Source organism: Halopseudomonas bauzanensis (genome assembly GCF_900114735.1).
GTDB lineage: Bacteria > Pseudomonadota > Gammaproteobacteria > Pseudomonadales > Pseudomonadaceae > Halopseudomonas > Halopseudomonas bauzanensis.
Map to the genome: position 1 here is coordinate 155,202 of NZ_FOUA01000003.1, position 20,994 is coordinate 176,195.

17 protein-coding genes and 1 pseudogene are annotated in these 20,994 nt (G+C 62.4%); 9 read left to right on the forward strand and 9 right to left on the reverse strand.

What is annotated here, in order from left to right; genetic code table 11:
- Positions 1-9: 9 nt before the first annotated feature.
- Positions 10-465: a YaiI/YqxD family protein gene (locus BM267_RS09120; protein WP_036989046.1), complete on the forward strand. Its 456-nt coding sequence runs from the start codon at positions 10-12 to the stop codon at positions 463-465.
- Between the two features lie 9 nt (positions 466-474).
- Here the strand turns inward: BM267_RS09120 and BM267_RS09125 are convergent, their stop codons facing one another.
- Complete coding sequence (locus BM267_RS09125; RefSeq protein ID WP_074779450.1) at positions 475-1,020, reverse strand: DUF6436 domain-containing protein; 546 nt, start codon at positions 1,018-1,020, stop codon at positions 475-477.
- 209 nt (positions 1,021-1,229) lie between these two features.
- On the opposite strand from BM267_RS09125, the gene BM267_RS09130 reads away from it, so the two are divergent.
- The 3 genes and pseudogenes from BM267_RS09130 to ppk1 form a co-directional block, all read left to right on the forward strand.
- Positions 1,230-2,450: a GGDEF domain-containing protein gene (locus tag BM267_RS09130; RefSeq protein WP_051610755.1), complete on the forward strand. Its 1,221-nt coding sequence runs from the start codon at positions 1,230-1,232 to the stop codon at positions 2,448-2,450.
- Between the two features lie 110 nt (positions 2,451-2,560).
- Positions 2,561-3,571, forward strand: a complete 1,011-nt coding sequence (gene hemB, locus BM267_RS09135) for a porphobilinogen synthase (RefSeq protein ID WP_036989042.1) — start codon at positions 2,561-2,563, stop codon at positions 3,569-3,571.
- A gap of 126 nt (positions 3,572-3,697) precedes the next feature.
- A pseudogene (gene ppk1, locus BM267_RS09140) lies at positions 3,698-5,809 on the forward strand (polyphosphate kinase 1); the annotation flags it as partial.
- Here ppk1 and ppx read toward each other — a convergent pair.
- Entirely contained in the window at positions 5,788-7,293 is a 1,506-nt protein-coding gene (gene ppx / locus BM267_RS09145) for an exopolyphosphatase (RefSeq protein WP_074779454.1), read from the reverse strand. The pseudogene ppk1 and the gene ppx overlap by 22 nt on opposite strands.
- 172 nt (positions 7,294-7,465) lie before the next feature.
- Here ppx and trxA point away from each other — a divergent pair, with 172 nt between their 5' ends.
- The 4 genes from trxA (at position 7,466) to BM267_RS09165 (ending at position 11,881) form a co-directional block, all read left to right on the forward strand.
- A complete protein-coding gene (trxA, locus tag BM267_RS09150) occupies positions 7,466-7,792 on the forward strand; it encodes a thioredoxin TrxA (protein ID WP_036989038.1) in 327 nt (108 codons plus the stop codon).
- Between the two features lie 209 nt (positions 7,793-8,001).
- A complete protein-coding gene (gene rho, locus BM267_RS09155; RefSeq protein ID WP_036989037.1) occupies positions 8,002-9,267 on the forward strand; it encodes a transcription termination factor Rho in 1,266 nt (421 codons plus the stop codon).
- Positions 9,268-9,434: 167 nt separating this feature from the next.
- A complete protein-coding gene (gene ubiD, locus BM267_RS09160) occupies positions 9,435-10,901 on the forward strand; it encodes a 4-hydroxy-3-polyprenylbenzoate decarboxylase (protein WP_074779456.1) in 1,467 nt (488 codons plus the stop codon).
- A complete protein-coding gene (locus tag BM267_RS09165) occupies positions 10,901-11,881 on the forward strand; it encodes a 2Fe-2S iron-sulfur cluster-binding protein (protein WP_074779458.1) in 981 nt (326 codons plus the stop codon). The genes ubiD and BM267_RS09165 overlap by 1 nt, the downstream gene beginning before the upstream one ends.
- Before the next feature lie 88 nt (positions 11,882-11,969).
- Here BM267_RS09165 and BM267_RS09170 read toward each other — a convergent pair whose 3' ends face one another.
- The 6 genes from BM267_RS09170 to BM267_RS09195 all read right to left on the reverse strand — a co-directional run bounded on the left by BM267_RS09170 (position 11,970) and on the right by BM267_RS09195 (position 18,017).
- On the reverse strand, positions 11,970-13,211 hold the full coding sequence (locus BM267_RS09170) for a heme biosynthesis HemY N-terminal domain-containing protein (protein ID WP_036989033.1): 1,242 nt from the start codon (positions 13,209-13,211) through the stop codon (positions 11,970-11,972).
- On the reverse strand, positions 13,204-14,403 hold the full coding sequence (locus BM267_RS09175; RefSeq protein ID WP_051610753.1) for a uroporphyrinogen-III C-methyltransferase: 1,200 nt from the start codon (positions 14,401-14,403) through the stop codon (positions 13,204-13,206). Before BM267_RS09175 ends, BM267_RS09170 begins: the two co-directional genes overlap by 8 nt.
- A 10-nt stretch (positions 14,404-14,413) precedes the next feature.
- Positions 14,414-15,175: a uroporphyrinogen-III synthase gene (locus BM267_RS09180; RefSeq protein ID WP_074779460.1), complete on the reverse strand. Its 762-nt coding sequence runs from the start codon at positions 15,173-15,175 to the stop codon at positions 14,414-14,416.
- Positions 15,172-16,110 (reverse strand): hydroxymethylbilane synthase, encoded by a 939-nt coding sequence (gene hemC / locus BM267_RS09185; RefSeq protein WP_036989031.1) that lies wholly within the window; start codon positions 16,108-16,110, stop codon positions 15,172-15,174. The genes BM267_RS09180 and hemC overlap by 4 nt, the downstream gene beginning before the upstream one ends.
- A 78-nt stretch (positions 16,111-16,188) precedes the next feature.
- Complete coding sequence (locus tag BM267_RS09190; RefSeq protein ID WP_036989030.1) at positions 16,189-16,938, reverse strand: LytR/AlgR family response regulator transcription factor; 750 nt, start codon at positions 16,936-16,938, stop codon at positions 16,189-16,191.
- 17 nt (positions 16,939-16,955) lie between these two features.
- Positions 16,956-18,017, reverse strand: a complete 1,062-nt coding sequence (locus BM267_RS09195; protein WP_074779753.1) for a sensor histidine kinase — start codon at positions 18,015-18,017, stop codon at positions 16,956-16,958.
- 93 nt (positions 18,018-18,110) lie between these two features.
- Here BM267_RS09195 and argH point away from each other — a divergent pair, with 93 nt between their 5' ends.
- Positions 18,111-19,508, forward strand: a complete 1,398-nt coding sequence (gene argH, locus BM267_RS09200) for an argininosuccinate lyase (RefSeq protein ID WP_036989027.1) — start codon at positions 18,111-18,113, stop codon at positions 19,506-19,508.
- A gap of 64 nt (positions 19,509-19,572) precedes the next feature.
- On the opposite strand, the gene BM267_RS09205 is transcribed toward argH, so the two are convergent.
- Positions 19,573-20,925 (reverse strand): hypothetical protein, encoded by a 1,353-nt coding sequence (locus BM267_RS09205; RefSeq protein ID WP_074779462.1) that lies wholly within the window; start codon positions 20,923-20,925, stop codon positions 19,573-19,575.
- Positions 20,926-20,994: the final 69 nt, after the last annotated feature.

A 20,994-nucleotide genomic window follows, 5' to 3' on the forward strand; every position in this document is an offset into this window, starting at 1 on the left:
CAAGCAACCATGACCCTGTGGATCGATGCCGACGCCTGCCCTCGCCCGGTACGCGACGTCATGCTGCGCGCAGCCCGGCGCCGGGAGCTGCAGCTGGTACTGGTGGCCAATAGCGCGCTGGGCCTGGCGCCTGCGCCGGGTGTGCGTCAGGTGGTGGTGCCGGGCGGCGCCGACGTGGCCGACCTTTATATCATCGAACATGCCGAGCCCGGGGACTTGGTGGTTACCGCTGACATTCCCCTGGCTGATGGCTTGGTCAGCCGCGGCATCACCGCAATCAATCCGCGCGGCGAAATCTATGACCAGAGCAGCATCGGCGAACGCCTCGCCGTGCGCAACCTGATGGATGAGCTACGCGGCGCCGGCCTGGCCGGTCGTGGCGGGCCAGCCCCGTTCAGCGACAAGGACAAGCAATCCTTCGCCAATGCCCTGGATCGGTTGCTGGCCAAGGGGCTGGGCAAGTAGCGCCCCGTCCTACTCTTTCAATTCACACAGACAAGCCACCGTATCCTGCTGGGTGATATTCACCGACCGCCCTTGCAGCAGCGCCCGTATTACCGGCTCGACGAAACTGCTGTCGCTGTTGCAGCTGGCGCCATCGCTATAGGGACCGACATAGGCCAGCTTGCCCTCGGCATCCCAGATCGCCAGCGCCGGGCCACCCGGCCAATCGGACCAGCCCTCTGGCATCGGCCAGAACGGCAACCCAGCCAGCACGCTACCCTCAACGGCTGCCCGACTGCCGCTGCGGACAAAACGCACCCCCTGGGCACTGAACCGTCGAGTCATGTCCGCGATATAGGCCTCATGCCCGGCATTGCAGGGACACCCAGCCTGCCATACATGCATCACCTGGATCCGCCCCGGAGCAAAGGGCGGACTCACCTGCGCCGCGGCAAAATGCGCCGGCCTTTCAAAGGTACGATTGTGATAACCGTCGAACCACCACCAGGCCCAGACCAGAGCCGCCGCCCAGGTCATTCCCAAGACTGCCAGCAGTCCCCGTCGCAAAAAAACCATGCAACCCTCTCATCGCTGCCTATACTCCGAACCGAGGATGAATAGTGGCGTATAGCTATTCCGGTTCTGCCAACCTACGCACATCCTGCGAAGGTCGCACTTTAACCTATTCCCGGGGCACATTAATCTGCGTAGTTCACGCAGGATAACCTCCGGATTGGGACGGTCCGCATCGCGGACAAGGATCATCCCGCTTTATGCAAACCGACATGAACACATTTTCCCTGGCTCTGGCGCTGGTGCTGGTCACGCTGGTAATGACCCTGGTGCTGATCATGGCCGCCTGGCATTCCGGTAGTGGACAAGGATTACGGCACTGGGCGCTGGGCAACCTGGCCCTGACCATGGGGTTGGTGCTGGACATCGGCCAAGGTTTGCTGCACCACAATATTTCGCAGATCCTGGCTGCCGGCTTGATGGTGTTGGGTTTGGGGGTGATCTGGCTTGGCGTGCGTGCGTTCAAAGGCTTGAGCCAGCCCCAGGCCGGGCCGATCCTGTTGGCACTGCTGATGGTGCTGGTACTCGGATACTTCCACTACGTGCACGACAGTGTTGCCGCCCGGCTGACAGCCACCGGCCTCTGCCTGGGCGGGCTCTGTCTGCTGTCAGCGCGCGAGCTGCTGGTGGCGGCGGCCACACCGCTGCGCCGGGCTTACTGGTTCACCGGCGGCATCATGCTGTTGAGCGGTCTCGGCCTGCTGGCGCGTGCCGCCACCGGCTTGCTCGGCCCGCTGCTGCAAATCGATGTCAGCGACGAGATCATCCAGCCGGTGACCCTGCTGGGTGTCATGGTGGGACAGATCGGCATGGCCGGCGGCTTCATCCTCATGACGCACTACCGCACGATCATGGCGCTGCAGCAACTGTCCGAGCACGATGCGCTGACCGGCACGTTGAACCGCCGCAGCATGCACGACCAGGCGCAATGCCGGCTCGATGTGTTGCGCCAACAGGGTCAGCCGGCCACCCTGATCATGATCGACGCCGATCATTTCAAGCGCATCAATGACGAGTTCGGCCACCAGACCGGCGATGCAGTGCTCTGCCACCTGGTGACGCGCATCCGTCTGCACATGCGCAGCAATGATCTGCTGGGCCGTTTCGGTGGCGAGGAGTTCGTGGTGTTGCTGCCCGGGCTGAATGCCAAAACGGCGGCCGATGTGGCCGAGCGTATCCGCCTGGCGGTCAACAACCACAGCGATCATATTTCCGATCAGCCGGTGATGCTCAGTATCAGTCTCGGCGTGGCCGGCACCGATCTGCAGGGCCACGATTACACGGCACTGGTGGCGGCAGCCGACGCGGCGTTGTACCGGGCCAAAGCGCTGGGTCGCAACCGGGTCGAAGTATGCACCGAAGCCGATGCCCCTCAGCGCGACAAGATGGCCCTACGTTTACTGTCCCAATTCCGTCATAATCTCGACGTATAAGGAAGGCCTGAGCATTCATCGGGCTGGACCTACCGCACCCGCCCAGGTCCGCCCGTCCCGGTCTTCCAAGTCACTCATCAGACCGGTGTTCCGACACCTTGGGAGTTACAGTGAACCAGCCCGTCAATCGTCCCTTTCCCTTGTCCCGCATGCGCCGCTCGCGCAAGGATGCTTTTTCCCGCCGCCTGATGCGCGAAACCCGGCTGAGCACCGATGACCTGATCTACCCGGTGTTCGTGCTCGAGGGCGCTGGCCAGCGCGAGCCAGTGGCCTCCATGCCGGGTGTCGAGCGGCTATCGATCGACCTGTTGCTGGAAGAGGCTGCCGAGCTGGTCGACCTGGGGATCCCGGCGGTGGCACTGTTCCCGGTGACCCCCACCTCGGCCAAATCGCTGGACGCTGCCGAGGCGTGGAACCCGGAAGGACTGGCCCAGCGCGCCACCCGAGCGCTGAAACAGCAGTTCCCGGAACTGGGCGTAATCACCGACGTCGCCCTTGATCCCTTCACCACCCATGGCCAGGACGGCATCATCGATGAACAGGGTTACGTGCTGAACGACATCACCGTCGAGGCGCTGGTCAAGCAAGCGTTGTCCCATGCCGAGGCTGGTGCCGACATCGTCGCACCTTCGGACATGATGGACGGGCGTATCCGCGCGATTCGTGAAGCGCTGGAAACAGCCGGTCAGATCAACACGCGCATCCTGGCCTATTCAGCCAAGTATGCGAGCGCCTATTATGGTCCGTTCCGCGATGCGGTAGGCTCGGCCAGCAATCTGGGCAAGGCGGATAAGGCTACCTACCAGATGGACCCGGCCAACAGCGACGAGGCATTGCATGAGGTGGGCCAGGACCTGGCCGAGGGTGCCGATATGGTCATGGTCAAGCCGGGCATGCCCTATCTGGATATCGTTCGCCGGGTCAAGGATGCGCATCAGGTGCCGACCTTCGTCTACCAGGTCAGCGGTGAATATGCGATGCATCAGGCCGCAATCGCCAACGGCTGGCTCAGCGAGGCGGTCATCATGGAATCGCTGACCGTTATCAAGCGCGCCGGCGCCGATGCCATTCTCACCTATTACGCAAAATATGCTGCGCAACAACTGCGCGGGCAGAAATAATCTGTAGAGGACATCATGCGGGACACCAACGAGACCGAATTGCCGATCGAATCCACCGCCGGGGAGCCTACCCCGATCACCGCGGCCCGCCGTCCAGCCGCAGTGCCGGCTACCATCGCCCCACCGGAGCCGGTGGAAGAGACCGTGCCAGCCGCGGATATCAACATACCCGAGCTGTATATTCATCGCGAGTTGTCCCAACTGCAATTCAACATCCGGGTGCTGGAACAGGCGCTGGATGAATCCTACCCGTTGCTGGAGCGGCTCAAGTTCCTGTTGATCTTCTCCAGCAACCTGGATGAGTTCTTCGAGATCCGCGTCGCCGGCCTGAAGAAACAGATCACCTTCGCCCGCGAGCAGACTGGCCCCGACGGGCTGCAGCCGCAGCAGGTGCTGAGCAAGATCAGTGAGATCGCGCACCAGGAGGTCACCCGCCAGTATTCGATACTCAACGATATTCTGCTGCCAGAGCTGGCCCGGCAGAAGATCCGCTTTATCCGGCGGCGCCAGTGGACACCCAAGCAGACGCTCTGGGTGCGCCGCTTTTTCCGTGATGAGATCGTACCGATCATCAGCCCTATCGGACTGGATCCGACACATCCTTTCCCGCTGCTGGTGAACAAGAGCCTGAACTTCATCGTCCAGCTGGAGGGCATCGATGCCTTTGGCCGTGATTCCGGTCTGGCGATCATCCCGGCACCGCGCTCACTGCCGCGCCTGATCCGCGTCCCCGATGAGCTCTGCGAGGACGGCGACAACTTCGTGTTCCTGTCGTCGATGATTCACGCCCATGCCGATGATCTGTTCCCCGGTATGAAGGTGCGCGGTTGCTACCAGTTCCGTCTGACCCGCAACGCCGATCTGATCGTCGATCCCGACGAAGTGGATGACCTGGCCCGCGCCCTGCGCGGCGAGCTGCTGTCGCGCCGCTATGGCGATGCAGTGCGCCTGGAGGTAGCCGACAACTGTCCCAAGCCGCTGTCGGACTTTCTACTCAAGCAGTTCGGCCTCAGCGAATCGGAACTCTACGAGGTCAACGGCCCGGTCAACCTGACCCGTCTGTTCTCGATCACCGGCATGGACAGCCATCCCGAACTGCAATTTCCGCCGTTCAGCCCGGGCATCCCCAAGCTGCTGTCCAGTGCCGACAACCTGTTCCAGGCCATTCGCAAGCAGGACATCCTGCTGCTGCACCCCTACGAATCCTTCAGCCCGGTGGTGGATCTGCTGCGTCAGGCCGCCCAGGACCCCAACGTGCTGGCGATCAAGCAGACGCTGTACCGCACCGGTGCCAACTCGGAGATCGTCAACGCGCTGGTCGAGGCCGCGCGCAACGGCAAGGAAGTCACCGTGGTGATCGAGCTGCGGGCGCGTTTCGATGAAGAGTCCAACCTGCAACTGGCCAGCCGCCTGCAGCAGGCCGGCGCGGTGGTTATCTACGGCGTGGTCGGTTTTAAGACCCACGCCAAGATGATGTTGATCCTGCGCCGTGAGGACAAGGACCTGCGCCGCTATGTGCACATGGGCACCGGTAACTACCACGCCGGCAATGCACGTCTGTACACCGACTACAGCATCCTGACCTCGGATCTGGCGATGACCGAGGACGTGCACAAGCTGTTCAACCAGCTGATTGGCATGGGTAAGGCGCTGCGCATGAAGAAATTGCTCCAGGCACCCTTCACCCTGAAGAAGCGCCTGCTGGAGTTGATCAATCGCGAGGCGCTGGCAGCCCAGGCCGGCAAACCGGCGCACATCATCATCAAGGCCAACGCCCTGACCGACGCCAAGGTGATCAAGGCGCTATACAAGGCATCGCAGGCTGGAGTGAAGATCGAGTTGATCATTCGTGGCATGTGCTGCCTGCGCCCGGGCATTCCCGGGGTCTCACATAACATCAGCGTACGCTCGATCATCGGCCGCTTCCTGGAACACAGCCGGGTTTACTATTTCCTGGGAGAGGGCAACGAGCAGGTGTGGATGTCGAGTGCCGACATGATGGAGCGCAACCTGGACCACCGGGTGGAAACCTGCTTCCCGCTGGAAGGCAAGAAGTTGATCACCCGCGCCCGGCAGGAGTTACAGGTGCATCTGGCTGATAACACCCATGCCTGGATACTGCAGCCCGACGGCAGCTATACCCGCTGCACTCCGACCGGAAACCAGCTGTCCCGCAGCGCGCAAAGCACGCTGCTGGAGAAGCTGGCCAACTCGCCTCAGCGTACCGTCAGCGTATAACCGATCTTCGCCCAGTACCGCGCTTCCTGAGCGAAGTCGGCCTGGGTGAGCGGGTTGGCCTTCAGCCAGCCCGCCGGGAAGCGCAAGGTCAGCTGCTTGGCTCTGGCGGTCACCTCCAGCTCCGGCATCTCCTGATACCCGCGGATATGGTGATAGAGGATCGCCAGCCGCAGCAGCATGCACAGACGCCGCAGTGGCGGGCCTTCCTCACCCAACTCGGTCATGCGGTCCTCGCCTGGCAGGTTACGCCGGTGGCCGCGCACCAACAGGGACATGTGCAACTGTTCCTGTCGCGAGAAACCGGGCAGGTCAGCGTGTTCGATCAGGTAGGCGCCATGCTTGTGGTACTGGCTGTGGGCAATGTCCATGCCCACCTCATGCACCCGCGCCGCCCAACGCAGCAGGTCGGCATGCTTGCTGTCGGTCAGATCCCAGGATTCGGCAACCTTGCCCAGCAGACTCAACGCCTTGCTCTCGACCCGGGCCGCCTGTTCAGTATCCACATGACAGCGCTCGACCAGGGCGGTCAAGGTCCGTTCGCGTACGTCTTCATGCTCCCGCCGGCCGAATATCTCGTACAGCACGCCTTCGCGCAGCGCGCCTTCGGAATGTTCCATGCGCTGCACATCCAGGGCATCGAACAGGGCTTCGAGGATCGCCAGCCCCGAGGGCAGGATGGGGCGCCGGTCAGCCTTGAGACCGGGCAGGTCCAGCTTATCCACCTGATTGGCCTTGAGCACCTTGCGCTTGAGCCACTGCAGCCCCTCGCGGGTCACCTCGCCGTCGGTCAGGCCACCACCACGCAGGCATTGGCCGATGGCGCGGATAGTGCCGGAGGCGCCCACCGCTTCCTGCCAGCCCAGGCGCTGGATGCTCTGCTCGATCGGCATGAGTTCAAGTCGCGCGGCGGTATATGCCCGGGCATAGCGGGCGGGAGAAATGCGCCCATCGGCAAAGAATTGCTGACCGAAGGAAACGCACCCGATATGAAGGCTTTCACGCAATATCGATTCGAAGCGCTCGCCGACAATGAACTCGGTACTGCCCCCGCCGATATCCACCACCAGTCGCTTGCCCGCATCGTCGGCCAGCGTATGAGCCACACCGAGATAGATCAGTCGGGCTTCTTCGCGCCCGGAAATAACATCCACCCGGTGCCCGAGCACGTCCTTCACCCGGTTGATGAAAACATCACGGTTGCGCGCCACCCGCAAGGTATTGGTCGCGACGATACGCACCGCACCGGCCGGCAGCCCATTGATCAACTGGGCAAAGCGGCGCAGACAATCCAGTCCGCGCTGCATGGCTTCTTCGTTCAGAATGCCCTGCTCATCCAGGCCGGCCCCGAGTTGCACCTTCTCGCCGAGCCGTTCGAGTATTCGTATCTCGCCGTGGTCCACCCTCGCCAGCACCATATGGAAGCTGTTGGACCCCAGATCAATGGTCGCTACCAGCGGAAAATCCCCGAGCTCTGTCTGCGCCATGCATATCCCCTGTATGTCGTAGGGAGAATTTTACCTGCCAATCGCTGGTATGTCCGCATGCTGCGACAACATGGTGGTGATCACGCGGAGGCGACCACGCGTTTCACAGTTGCGCAGGGTGATGCTATCATCCTTTGCATTGCACCTAGCGAACCTTTCCCTGGAGAAACTCATGAGTGATTTGATCGTGCACGTCACCGACGGCAGCTTCGAAGCCGAAGTGCTGAAGGCCGACGGCCCCGTTCTGGTTGATTATTGGGCTGAATGGTGTGGTCCGTGCAAGATGATTGCCCCCGTTCTGGACGATATCGCCCGGGACTACGAAGGCAAGCTCAAGATCTGCAAGCTGAATATCGACGAGAACGCCAATACCCCGCCGAAATATGGCGTACGCGGTATTCCCACACTCATGCTGTTCAAGGACGGCAATGTGGAAGCCACCAAGGTGGGCGCCCTGTCCAAGTCCCAACTGGCCGCTTTCCTCGACAGTAATATCTGAGCTACCCGGCATCCCCGGTCTACCGGGGATGCATTTTTCTTTCCCCTGGTTATAGACGTCACCGCGCAGCGGTGCTAGATTTGCATTCCAACTCCCTGTCGCACCCTGCGGCAATTGGCTTCCCTACTTGCCAAATTCATCGCCCCATCCCATATGGCGGCTGTTTACTAACCCCGTCCTGCCGAAAGACGCCACAACTCACCGAACCTATGAACCTGACTGAACTCAAGCAAAAACCTATACCCGAACTGCTGGAAATCGCCGACCAGATGGGCCTGGAAAATATGGGCCGATCGCGCAAACAGGATGTGATCTTCGGCATTCTGAAGAAGCATGCCAAGAGCGGCGAAGACATCCACGGCGACGGCGTGCTGGAAATTCTGCAGGATGGTTTCGGTTTTCTGCGCTCAGCCGATTCGTCGTACCTGGCCGGCCCCGATGACATCTACGTGTCGCCCAGCCAGATTCGCCGTTTCAACTTGCGCACCGGCGATTCCATTTCCGGCAAGATCCGCCCACCGAAGGATGGTGAGCGCTACTTTGCGCTGTTGAAGGTCGACTCGATCAACTTCGACCGCCCGGAAAACACCAAGAACAAGATCCTGTTCGAAAACCTGACCCCCCTGTTCCCTGATGATCGTCTGAAGATGGAAGCCGGCAACGGTTCCACCGAAGACCTGATGGCGCGGATCATTGATCTGTGCGCCCCGATCGGCAAGGGTCAGCGCGGTCTGCTGGTAGCACCGCCGAAGGCCGGTAAGACCTTGATGTTGCAGAACATCGCCTCGAACATTGCCCGTAATAATCCCGAGTGCCACCTGATCGTCCTGTTGATCGATGAGCGCCCGGAAGAAGTGACCGAAATGCAGCGCACCGTACGCGGTGAAGTGGTTGCCTCGACCTTCGATGAGCCGCCGAGCCGTCACGTACAGGTCGCCGAGATGGTGATCGAGAAGGCCAAGCGCCTGGTTGAGCACAAGAAAGACGTGATCATCCTGCTCGACTCCATTACCCGCCTGGCTCGTGCCTACAACACCGTCATCCCCAGCTCCGGCAAGGTGCTGACCGGTGGTGTCGATGCCCACGCCCTGGAAAAGCCCAAGCGTTTCTTTGGCGCTGCGCGGAACATCGAGGAAGGCGGTAGCCTGACCATTATCGCCACCGCACTGGTCGATACCGGCTCGAAGATGGATGAAGTGATCTACGAGGAATTCAAGGGCACCGGCAACATGGAGATCCACCTGGATCGCAAGATTGCCGAGAAGCGTGTCTTCCCTGCCATCAACATCAACCGCTCCGGCACCCGTCGCGAAGAATTGCTGACCAGCGAAGACGAGCTGCAGCGCATGTGGATTCTGCGCAAGATCTTGCACTCCATGGATGAAATCGCTGCTATTGAATTCCTGCTCGACCGCCTGAAAGATACCAAGACCAACGACGAATTCTTCCTGTCGATGAAGCGCAGCAAGAACTGACCCGGCTGGAAGCGGCACGTTGCAAACGGCAAGCCGGCCTCGCAGGCTTGCCGTAGTTCCACTGCCTGCAGCACCCAGCAGTCGGATGCCGCACTCCACACCCCATTCACGGGCGGCGGCTGGGTATCCATCAGCTCGCCGCTTGAAGCTTGAGGCTTGAAGCTGCCATGCAATATTCCGATCTTCGTGATTTCATCAAGGGCCTGGAACAGCGCGGTGAACTGAAGCGCATCCAGACACCCGTCTCCCCCATCCTGGAAATGACCGAAGTCTGCGACCGTACCCTGCGCAAGGGCGGCCCGGCGCTGCTGTTCGAAAACCCCACCGGTTTCGACATGCCGGTGCTCGGCAACCTTTTCGGCACCCCCGGGCGGGTGGCACTGGGCATGGGCGCCAATGACGTCAGCGAGCTGCGGGAGATCGGTAAACTGCTGGCCTACCTCAAGGAACCCGATCCGCCGAAGGGGCTGAAGGACGCCTGGTCCAAGCTGCCGCTGGTGAAGAAGGTCATCTCCATGGCGCCCAAGGTGGTACGCGACGCGCCCTGCCAGGCCACCGTGATCGAAGGCGATGACGTGGACCTGTCGCAGATCCCAGTGCAGACCTGCTGGCCCGGCGATGCCGGTCCGCTGATCACCTGGGGGCTGGTGGTTACCCGCGGGCCGAACAAGGATCGACAGAACCTGGGCATCTATCGCCAGCAGGTGATCGGCCGCAACAAGGTAATCATGCGCTGGCTGAGCCATCGGGGCGGCGCGCTGGACTTTCGCGAGTGGTGCGAGAAGCACCCCGGCGAGCCCTTCCCGGTAGCGGTAGCGCTGGGCGCCGACCCGGCGACCATCCTCGGGGCGGTGACGCCGGTGCCTGATACCTTGTCCGAATATGCCTTTGCCGGCCTGCTGCGCGGTCAGCGTACCGAACTGGTCAAGTGCCGTGGCTCCGAGCTGCAGGTACCGGCCGGTGCGGAAATCGTGCTCGAAGGGGTGATTCACCCCGGCGAGATGGCCGACGAAGGCCCCTTTGGGGATCACACCGGTTACTACAACGAGGTGGACAGTTTCCCGGTGTTTACCGTGGAGCGCATCACCCAGCGGGAAAAACCGATCTATCACAGTACCTACACCGGCCGGCCGCCAGATGAACCGGCAGTGCTGGGCGTGGCGCTGAACGAGGTGTTCGTACCGATCCTGCAAAAACAGTTTCCGGAGATCACCGACTTCTACCTGCCGCCCGAGGGCTGCTCCTACCGCATGGCGGTAGTGTCCATGAAGAAGCAGTACCCTGGCCATGCCAAGCGGGTGATGCTCGGCGTGTGGAGCTTCCTGCGCCAGTTCATGTACACCAAGTTCGTCATCGTGGTGGACGATGATATCAATGTGCGCGACTGGAATGACGTGATCTGGGCTATCACCACCCGCATGGACCCCAAGCGCGATACCGTGATGATCGACAACACACCGATCGATTACCTCGACTTCGCCTCGCCGGTCTCCGGCCTGGGCAGCAAGATGGGCCTGGATGCCACCAACAAGTGGCATGGCGAAACCACCCGCGAATGGGGCACGGCGATCACCCAGGACCCGGCCGTGAAGCAGCGGATCGATGCCATCTGGTCGGAATTGGGAATAGATTGATGAAAGTGACTCTTCAGCCTTCGGGGCATGTAATCGAGCTGTTGCCCGGCGAGCGCATCATCGATGCCGCCCGCCGCCTGGGCTTCGATGCACCGCAGAGCTGTCGCAACGGCAATTGCCATATCTGCACCGCCAACCTGATCAGCGGCCGGGTACTGCAACACGGCACCGAGCGCCGCGGTGGCGAGCTGTTCACCTGCATTGCCGAGCCGCTGGAAGATTGCGTCGTACAGTGGGACAACGTCCTCGCGCCGGACGAGCTGCCGCTGCGCAGCCTGGCCTGTCAGGTGCTGGATATCCAGGATCTGGGCGGCGATGTCTGCCGGCTGCTGCTGCGCACACCGGCCGGCAAGCCCCTGCGCTACCATGCCGGGCAGTATCTGCTGCTGGAGCGCTTCGATGGCGAGCTATCGGCCTTCTCCATCGCCTCGGCGCCCCATGAAGAACGGCTGCTGGAATTGCATATTCTGGTTCGTGAGCAGAATACCGTCACGCTGGTGGAGCATATCCGTCAGCAGGGCATCGCCCGCATCAAGGCGCCCTTGGGTGACAGCTGCCTGCCGCGCCTGCCACAGCGCCCGCTGGTGCTGATTGCCGCCGGTACCGGTCTGGCGCAGATACAGAGCCTGACCCAATACTGCCTACAGCAAGGCTTCATCCAGCCGATTCACTTGTACTGGGGAGTCCGCCAGCCCGAGGACTTCTACCAGGCGCCGCATTGGGATCATTGGCAGCAGCAAGCCAATGTCTATCTGCACAAAGTAGTCAGCGATGCACCGGACTGGAGCGGTCGCCAGGGCATGCTGCCCGAGGCAGTATGTGAGGATCTGGCCGAGCTGGGGGGTTACGAGTTCTTCCTGTGCGGCTCGCCAGCAATGGTCTACGGCACGCTGGATGCTCTGCTGGCTGCTGGGGCAGTGGAGCAGCAGATCCATTCGGATGTGTTTGCCTATGCCCCGCGCGAGGCGTTGCCGGTATAGCCGAACTAACTCGCCGGCAGCTTTTCGGCCAGGGAAGGCAAGACCGAAAAGCTTCGCGGCCAAGGCCGCTCCCACAAGAAGCACTCCGTTACAACAGCGCTTTCCCCGGCTGCGGCAGTTCTGGCAGATCATTCACCATCAGCGCAAACCCCTGACGCAGCATCTGCTGGCTGGCCTGGTGCTCACCCATGTGCTCCAGCAGCCTGACCAGCTCGGCGCAGGTCTGAATATCCCGGCGGCTGGCGAAGCTGGCTTCCAGATACTCCCGCGCCTTGCCCCACAAGCTGTTACGCAACGACAACCGCCCCAGCGCCAGTAGCAGGGTGGCGTCATGGGGATGATCCGGCAACCATTGCTCTGCGGCAGCCAGCTGGCGCGCCGGGTCGGCACCGCGTACCAGGCCGTAGATATGCACCAGACGATCGTTGTAGCTGTGCGTCAGCGCTTCGCGCAGGGTCTTTTCCGCATGCACCTCAGCCCCGGAAGCACGCAGCTGCAAGCAATAGGTCTCGATCAGCGCCACATCCTGCCGGTGCGGTTTGGGCAAACGCTCCCAGACACTGCTGACCGGGTTGGCTTCCCCGTCGGGCAGCCGCTGGCCACGCTGCCCGGCCTGGCTCAGCAGGGCGATGTAGACCTGACGCTCCAATGCCTGCTGATCCGCCTCACCGTATAGCTGGTGCCGACGTAGTTCCGGCAGCAGCTGTTCCAGCCGCTCCCAGTCTTCCAGGCGCAGATACAACTGGCCCATCAGTTTCAGCGCATACAGATGCTTGGGATGCTCCTTGCGGACCCGGGTCAGGGTTGCCAACGCCTGCTCCAGCTGACCGCGCGCCATCTGCAGTTGCGCCTGGGTGACGGCAATGGCGACATCGGCGTTGGGGGTGGTCTCATAGGCTTCGCGCAGCAGGTTATCGGCTTCGCGGTAATCTTCCAGCTCGTGGGCCGCGCGTGCCGCCGCCAGATAATTGATCAATGGCTGTTCGGCATGCGGCGCGGCGCGGCGCAACAGCCGCAGACTGTTGGACCAGTGGCCTTCGGCAAACTCCAGCAGCCCACGGGTAGTCACCTGGCTGGCACGGCGACTGCGGTTGCGCCGGGACCAGGGATTGACCCGGCGACTGGAGGCGTTGATCAGCCGCACCAATGCGCGCAGCAGCGCCAGCAGCAGCCACAGCGCCAGCACGAAGGCCAGGCCGACCCAGATGCTGGTCTCGATGGACATGTTGCGCCAGGCAATCAGCAGATAGCCTGGGTCCTCGGCAACCGCCATACCCAGCAGGGCGGCGATCAGCACCACTACCAGCACGGCGATGTAGCTTTTACTCATCAGCGCTTTCTCCCCTGCTGGCGGGCGCATTGCGGCTCTGGATATAAGCCGCCAGACCCTGCTGCAGCGGCGCCAGATCCGGCGCGATGATGGTGATGCGCTGCTCGGCCAGTTGCTGCAGCCGGTTCTGCATCGCCCGCACCTGCGGGTTGTCCAGTTCGAAGAACTGCTCCAGCATGCCGCTGGCGTGTTCCAGGCTGTCGCGGTAGATATCGCCCTCGCCGCGCAGCACTGCCCACTGAGCTTGCTCCAGCGTCAGTTGCAGGGTGCGGCGGATACGCTGCATCTCCGCTTCGTCAAGCAGCGGGGTGATGACCTTGCCGCGCTGGAAGTCGACCCGCACATAGCGCTCCAGGCGCATCAGCATGCGTTCACCGCGGGTGCGGCGGGCCAGGCGATCCTCGAACTCCTCTTCGGGCGTCACCTCATCAGGATCGAATACCGGCACCGGCAACGCGGTCAGATTGGCCACCTGGTCGTGCAGCGCCGCCAGCTTGAGATATAAACCGGAGCGGTCCACCACCGGCAGTGCCTCCAGTTCGGTCTGGTAGCGGGCCAATTGTTCGCGCACGGCAAACACGCCGCTATCGGGCTGGGCCTGCAGGATATGATCCACCGCTTCCAGCAACTGTCGCGCCGAGGTCACGTCCTGGGCCGCCAGCAGCCGCAGGGAGGCCAGGCGCAGCAGATACTCAGCCTCGGCCAGCTTCCAATCCGCCCGGGCATCACCCTGCAACGTATCCAGCCGTTGATTGAGGGCCTGCTGGCTGCGCTGCATGTCTGCCGTCAGACGCCGCAGCTGTTGCCACTCCTCGCTCGTCGGCAGCCCGGCCAGCCGCTGTTCAGCGCTGCGCTGATCCTGGCGCTGGGTATTGCGCAACTCGGTAAGCTGGTTATTCAACTGCTGCTGTTGGCCCTGCGCCAGCTGCTGGGTCTGATACCACTGCCAGCCGGACAGGCCCAGGGCAGCCAGGCCCACCAGCAGCGCGAGTATGGACACACCGCGCCCACCACCTTTGCCCGAGCCATGCTTGTCTCGCGAACGCGGCGAGGTCGGCGGTGGCGTCGCTCCGCTGCCGGTCACCTGGTCGCGCTTGTCCGATGTGCCGGCGCTCGTTTGTACCGGCGGCGTCACGGTAGTGTCGGTGGCAGGTTCGCCGGTGCCCTGATTATTGTCTTTAGTCGGTTCCACGCGTTTCCCCTTATGGCGTGAGCGGATGCGCCGTCACAGCTGCCAATACACTGTCATCATCTGCCCCTTGGCAAACGATAACATCTGTACAGCCCAGCTCGCGGGCCAGTCTGGCCACCCGCGCTCCCGGTACCCAGCATCGCCAATGGCGCTGCTGTTCCCATGTCGTTCCGGCCGCGCGCTGCCAATGCTGCAGCGCCTGACCACTGAGTATCACTATTGCCCTCGCGCCCTGCTCGGCCGCCACGGCAAGATCCTGCGCCAGCGTCGCTGGCATGTTGCGCTCGTAAAGCTCCAGCAGATCCACCCGGCCACCTGCGTCACGGATGGTTGCCGCCAGATGCTCACGCCCGCCTACCCCGCGCCAGATCAGCACACGCAGATCCGGCAGACTCAACAATCGCTGCCAGGCCGGCAGACGCAGCAGCGCTTCACTGTCCTGGCCATCCAGCGGGATTTGCACCGGCAGGCCGTAATCTTCCAGCACCGCCGCGGTTCCCGCGCCCACCGCAAACCACTCGATGGCGGCTGGCGGTTGCGGCCACAGCGCATCCATTCGCTCCAATCCCAGCCGCGCTGCGACCGGGCTGACCACCATCACCGCGTGGTAGCGGTCCAGTTCCAGCATCAGGCTGCGCTGGGCGCCGGTTTCCGCCTGCGGATCGATCTGCAGCAGTGGCAGGCTGACGGTGGTAACGCCCTGTGCCTGCAGACGCCCGGCGAGGCGGCGATTGTCGCTATCCGAGCGGGTCAGCAGCAGCGCTGCGCTCACTGCCCGTCCGCCTCCCGGTAGACCGCATCCAGAATCTCCTGCGCGCCCTGGCGCAGCAAGTCTTCCGCTACCGCCACGCCCAACTGCTCGGGTTCGGCCTCTGGACCACGGGCTTCGGCGGTCAACAGGCGCTCGCCGTTCGGATCACCCACCAGTCCACGCAGCCAGATTTCGCCATTGGCGCGCTCGGCATAACAGGCGATCGGCACCTGGCAACCGCCGTTCAGATGGTTGTTCAGCGCTCGCTCGGCGCGCACCCGCAGGGCGCTGTCGAGATCATTCATCGGTACCAGCAATGCTTGCAGTTCGGTGTCGTCGCTGCGGCATTCGATACCCACGGCGCCCTGGCCGCCGGCGGGCAGGCTCAACTCCGGCGGGATGCAGCTGCGGATGCGCGCATCGAAACCCAGCCGCTTGAGCCCGGCCGCGGCGAGGATGATGGCGTCGTATTCGCCGGCATCCAGCTTGGCCAGGCGGGTGTTGACGTTGCCACGCAGAAAGCGGATCTGCAGATCCGGGCGCCGGGCCATCACCTGGGCCTGGCGACGCAGGCTGGACGTGCCGACCACGCTGCCCTGGGGCAGTGCGTCGATGGATTCGTAGGTATTGGAAACAAAGGCGTCGCGCGGGTCTTCCCGCTCGCAAATGACGTACAGCCCCAGCCCTTCGGGAAACTGCATGGGCACGTCCTTCATGGAGTGCACGGCCAGGTCGGCCTCGTTCGCCAGCAGTGCCGTCTCCAGCTCCTTGACGAACAGGCCCTTGCCGCCAATCTTGGCCAGCGGGGAGTCCAGCAGCTTGTCGCCGCGACTGACCATGGGGACCAGGCTGACGGTCAGCCCGGGATGCAACTGTTCAAGACGCGCCTTCACATACTCGGCCTGCCACAGGGCCAGGGCGCTCTTGCGGGTGGCGATTCGCAGATGTCGACTCATGGGATTCTCGCTGTCTACCAACAGGCATGATACGCGATGCCCCGTCCATCATCCACGCGGGGTAGTGACGCAGGCCCGTCACAATTCTTCCATCAGCTTGCGCAATCCCGGTACGTGACGGCGACTGACCGTCAAGGTCTCATCCGGCAGCCCCTTGAGGTGCAGGTGAAAGTGCCCCATGGAGCTGCGCTGCAGCCGGCCAATACGGTTACGTGCCACCAGTGCATTGCGGTGGATGCGTACAAAATGGCTGCCGAACTCGTCCTCAAGGGCCTTGAGCGGCTCGTCCAGCAGCAGCTCTCCCTCGCTATGACGCAGGGTCACATATTTGTGGTCGGCTACGAAATACAGCACATCCTCGATCGGTACCAGCTCCACACCCTTGCGGGTGCGGGCGCTGATATGGCTGCGTGCCTGCTGCGTCTCGCTGGCGATACCAGCCTTGCCCAGGCTGGCCAACTGCAGGCGGTTGAGCTTCTGCGCCTTGCCCAGCGCATCGGCCAGGTCCTCGCTGCGCACCGGCTTGAGCAGGTAGCCAACAGCGCTGACGGCGAAGGCTTCCAGGGCATATTCCCCATGGGCGGTGCAGAACACCACCGCCGGCGCATCGGTCATTTCGCATAGCCGCGCTGCTGTCTGCAGGCCATCCATACCCGGCATGCGGATATCCAGCAGGACAATATCGGGATGCAGTTTCTCAACCAGCTCCAACACCTCATGCCCGTTGCTCGCCATGTCCGGCAAGACGGTATACCCCGGCAGGGCCGAGACCTGTCTGGCCAGGCGCTCTCGGGCAAGAGGCTCATCATCGGCGATAAGTACTTTCATGCCTGAATGACTTCCTGTTAAGTGGACGGTTGCCTACAAGGATAGACCAGCCTGCTGAAGTAGCGCGGCCCATCCTGCCACGCCTCCACCCTGGCGGCGGGTCCGAACAGGGCAGCGAGGCGGGCGCGGATATTATTCAGCGCCATGCTGGCTCCTCGATGCTCTGATTGCTGTGGACAGCTGTTGGATACCAGCAGTTCAACGCAGCCCTCACGATAGTGCCCTGCGACGATAATATCGCCACCCTGGATGCTCGGCTGCAGGCCATGCAAAATGGCGTTTTCCAGAAGTGGCTGCAGGGTCAACAGCGGCATCGGCAGGCTTTCCGGCAGATCGTTCAGTTGCCAGTCGATGCGCAAGCGTTCGCCCAGGCGGTACTGCTCGATGCGCAGATAACCACGACACAGGCGATATTCCTCGCCCCAGGTTGCCAGCGCTTCGGTGTCGGCCAGGTTGGCGCGGAACAGATCGGACAGATCAAGCACGGCGGTTTCTGCCTTGTGCGGCTGGCTGCCGATCAGGCTGACGATGCTGTTGAGGCTGTTGAACAGAAAGTGGGGCCGGATACGCGATTGCAGCGATTGCAGGCGCGCCTGCAGGGCAGCCTGATTGTGCAGCTGCCATTGCTGCTGCAGATAGAAATAGCGCAGCAGCATGCTGGTCATGATCAGCGCAATCAGCCCATGGCGCAGCAATTGATCGCCATGCAACGGCGGCACACCGACCATCCCCTGATAGAGCACCCAGTCGGCCACCACGGTGAACAGCAGCGCCAGCCCAACCACCACCGTATAGCAACAGGCGATCGCCAAGCCCAAGGGGCGGCGGCGCATCCACGGCCGCAGGCGGCATAACAGCGCCGCGGACAGCAGCACTATCCATTGTACGAATAACGATGCCATCGCCAGCTGCAACCAGTCGAAACCTGCCGTGGCTGGCTGCGCCAACACCCACACCAGAACCATGAGTTCTGCCAGCACCACCAGGGTGAACACCGCTACCGATGAGCACAGATCGGGGAGAAAGAAATCCTCCCCTGCCTGGGGCTTGCTCAATAATGTCCAGAATCCATTCTTCATCCGCGCAGTCTCCGCCAGCCGGGCGCCATGGTGCAAGTACAAATGATATCCTATGCGTCTTCTTTCCAATTCTGCAGCGGAACCATCCGACCCATGAGCCAAGATCAGACTACCAACCAATCCTGGGGCGGCCGTTTCAGCGAACCGGTGGACGCCTTCGTCGCCCGTTTCACTGCCTCGGTCGATTTCGACAAGCGCCTGTACAAGCATGACATCCAGGGCTCCATTGCCCATGCCACCATGCTGGCGAAGGTTGGCGTGCTCAGCGACAGCGAACGCGACAGCATCATCGACGGGCTGCGTGCGATCCAGGGCGAAATCGAGGCCGGACAGTTCGATTGGCGGGTGGATCTGGAAGATGTGCACATGAACATCGAGGCACGGCTGACCGAGCGCGTCGGCATCACCGGCAAGAAGCTGCACACCGGCCGCTCGCGCAATGATCAGGTCGCCACCGATATCCGCCTGTGGCTGCGCGAAGAGATCGACATCATCGTCGCCGAACTGGAGCGCCTGCAACGCGGTCTGCTGCAACAGGCCGAGCAGCACGCCGAGGTGATCATGCCCGGCTTTACCCACCTGCAAACCGCCCAGCCGGTCACCTTCGGGCATCATTTGCTGGCCTGGTTCGAGATGCTCTGCCGCGACCGCGAACGTCTGCTCGATTGCCGCAAGCGGGTCAATCGCATGCCGCTGGGCAGCGCCGCCCTCGCCGGCACCACCTACCCGATCGATCGCCAGCTGACCTGCGAGCTGCTGGGTTTTGATGCGGTGTCCGGCAACTCGCTGGATGGCGTGTCCGACCGCGATTTCGCTATTGAATTCTGCGCCGCCGCCGCGCTGGCCATGATGCACCTGTCGCGCTTCTCCGAAGAGCTGGTACTGTGGACCAGTGCCCAGTTCAACTTCATCGAGTTGCCTGACCGCTTCTGCACCGGCTCCTCGATCATGCCGCAGAAGAAAAACCCCGATGTACCCGAGTTGGTACGTGGCAAGTCCGGCCGCGTTTACGGCCACCTGATGGGCCTGCTGACCCTGATGAAGAGCCAGCCGCTGGCGTACAACAAGGACAATCAGGAAGACAAGGAGCCGCTGTTCGACGCTGCCGACACCCTGCGTGACAGCCTGCGCGCCTTTGCCGACATGATCCCGGCGATTCGGCCCCGCGTGGACGTGATGCGCGAAGCGGCCCGCCGCGGCTTCTCCACCGCCACCGACCTGGCTGACTATCTGGTACGCAAGGGCCTGCCCTTCCGCGACTGCCATGAGATTGTCGGCCATGCGGTGAAATACGGGGTGGACAGCGGCAAGGATCTGGCAGAGATGAGCCTGGACGAACTGCGCCGCTTCAGCGACCAGATCGGGCAGGATGTGTTCGAGGTGCTGACTCTGGAAGGCTCGGTGAATGCCCGCGACCATATCGGCGGCACCGCGCCGGCCCAGGTCAGAGCGGCCGTACAGCGTGGTCGCGAGTTGCTGGGCGACAGCTGAACGAGTCCCTCCGTGGAGGGCCTCCCCCGGCGGCGATACTGACCGCAGGGGGGTGCCCTTTCATTCAGAGTGCTGCGCTGACCGACAGCACAAAGTTGCCGGTGCCCTGGTCGCCGTAGGTACTGTTGATCAACTGATACTCACCCGCTCCCAGATACAGCTCCAGCTGGGCATTGGTGCCTCCGGCGCTGTCATCATCCTGCTCTTCCAGCCCCTGTCCCTGCAAACCCAGCATTGCGTCAAAGTCCGATGAGCGCAGGGTAATCCGGTAGCGTCCGGGTTGCTCGATTGGCAAAGCGACGGTCGTCGGCTGCCCCTCGCTCAGGCGCCCCACGCGGGTTTCGCCCGGTGCGATGCGACCATCCAGCTGCGCCACTTCGGTCAGCTCCGTACGCAAGGTGAATACGCCTTCACCGTTGCCATGCTGAGCGGCATTGATACGGTAGGTACCCGGCTCGACCACCACGCTCAGCAGCGCATCATGGCCGCCACCGCTGTCATCATCACGCGCGTTGACGCCCAGGCCAGACAGCTCCAGCAGGCTATCGATATCATCCGACTGCATGCTCACCTGCAGCAAGCCAGACTGTTCAATGGTCAGCCGGTAGGTCTGCGGATGCCCGGTCAGCATGCCAGTGGCATCGACGCCCAGGCGCAGCTCATCGCCATCACCGAGGGTGACTCCTTCGGGCATCTCCCAGCGTTTGAAGCTCAGGCTGTAGACCCCTTCGACACTGGTATCGATGCCGCTGGCTATCAGCTGATAACTGCCTTCGGGCAGCATGGTCAGCATCCGGGAATCGGTGCCGCCAGCGCTATCGTCATCCGTCCGGTTGATGCCATTGCCCCGCAACTTCAACACGGTATCGAATTCGGCTGAGCGCATGACCAGCTCATACAGGCCTTTTTCTGCCACCTGCAGACTATAGTGATTGCCGTTGTTCGAACTGCCGGCCCGCAGCCGCCCCAGGATATCCGCCTCCGGCTGCAGCTCACCGTCGTTGGTGAGTTCACCGGTGCTCAGCTCGACACGGAAAGGGCCATAATCGCTGGCACTTCGGCCGCTGACCGCCAGGCGGTAGCGACCATCCTTCTCCGGCTGCAGGAACAGGCTCTCGTTCCGCGGGCCGCTGACCAGTTCGCCCTGCTCCGACAACAGCAACAACACCGGCTGGCTCAGCGCACCGCTGCTTTCCACTCGGTACAGGCTGCCACCCTGCAACTGCAAGTCGAAGCTCTGCGTACGCGAGCCATCGTTCAAGTTGATCGGGCTCTGGCTGGACAGCTCGCCAGTCAGGGTCGCGGGCACTTCGCTCACGACCGGAGTAGCCGTCGAGGCGGTCGGTTCTTTACAGCCAGACAACAGGATCGCAAAGCCCGCCAGCGGCAGGGCGAGAGCACGGTGTGTAAACGGCATAGAGCATCCTCAGTTTCAGCTCATTGACGAAAAAACGCCCGACAATCAAAGCATTGCCGGGCGCAGAGC

Coding starts and splice junctions, on each gene's coding strand:
- BM267_RS09120 (WP_036989046.1), top strand. CDS start 10: ATGACCCTGTGGATCGATGCCGACGCCTGCCCTCGCCCGGTACGCGAC.
- BM267_RS09125 (WP_074779450.1), bottom strand. CDS start 1,020: ATGGTTTTTTTGCGACGGGGACTGCTGGCAGTCTTGGGAATGACCTGG.
- BM267_RS09130 (WP_051610755.1), top strand. CDS start 1,230: ATGAACACATTTTCCCTGGCTCTGGCGCTGGTGCTGGTCACGCTGGTA.
- ppx (WP_074779454.1), bottom strand. CDS start 7,293: ATGGCGCAGACAGAGCTCGGGGATTTTCCGCTGGTAGCGACCATTGAT.
- trxA (WP_036989038.1), top strand. CDS start 7,466: ATGAGTGATTTGATCGTGCACGTCACCGACGGCAGCTTCGAAGCCGAA.
- rho (WP_036989037.1), top strand. CDS start 8,002: ATGAACCTGACTGAACTCAAGCAAAAACCTATACCCGAACTGCTGGAA.
- ubiD (WP_074779456.1), top strand. CDS start 9,435: ATGCAATATTCCGATCTTCGTGATTTCATCAAGGGCCTGGAACAGCGC.
- BM267_RS09165 (WP_074779458.1), top strand. CDS start 10,901: ATGAAAGTGACTCTTCAGCCTTCGGGGCATGTAATCGAGCTGTTGCCC.
- BM267_RS09170 (WP_036989033.1), bottom strand. CDS start 13,211: ATGAGTAAAAGCTACATCGCCGTGCTGGTAGTGGTGCTGATCGCCGCC.
- hemC (WP_036989031.1), bottom strand. CDS start 16,110: ATGAGTCGACATCTGCGAATCGCCACCCGCAAGAGCGCCCTGGCCCTG.
- BM267_RS09190 (WP_036989030.1), bottom strand. CDS start 16,938: ATGAAAGTACTTATCGCCGATGATGAGCCTCTTGCCCGAGAGCGCCTG.
- BM267_RS09195 (WP_074779753.1), bottom strand. CDS start 18,017: ATGAAGAATGGATTCTGGACATTATTGAGCAAGCCCCAGGCAGGGGAG.
- argH (WP_036989027.1), top strand. CDS start 18,111: ATGAGCCAAGATCAGACTACCAACCAATCCTGGGGCGGCCGTTTCAGC.
- BM267_RS09205 (WP_074779462.1), bottom strand. CDS start 20,925: ATGCCGTTTACACACCGTGCTCTCGCCCTGCCGCTGGCGGGCTTTGCG.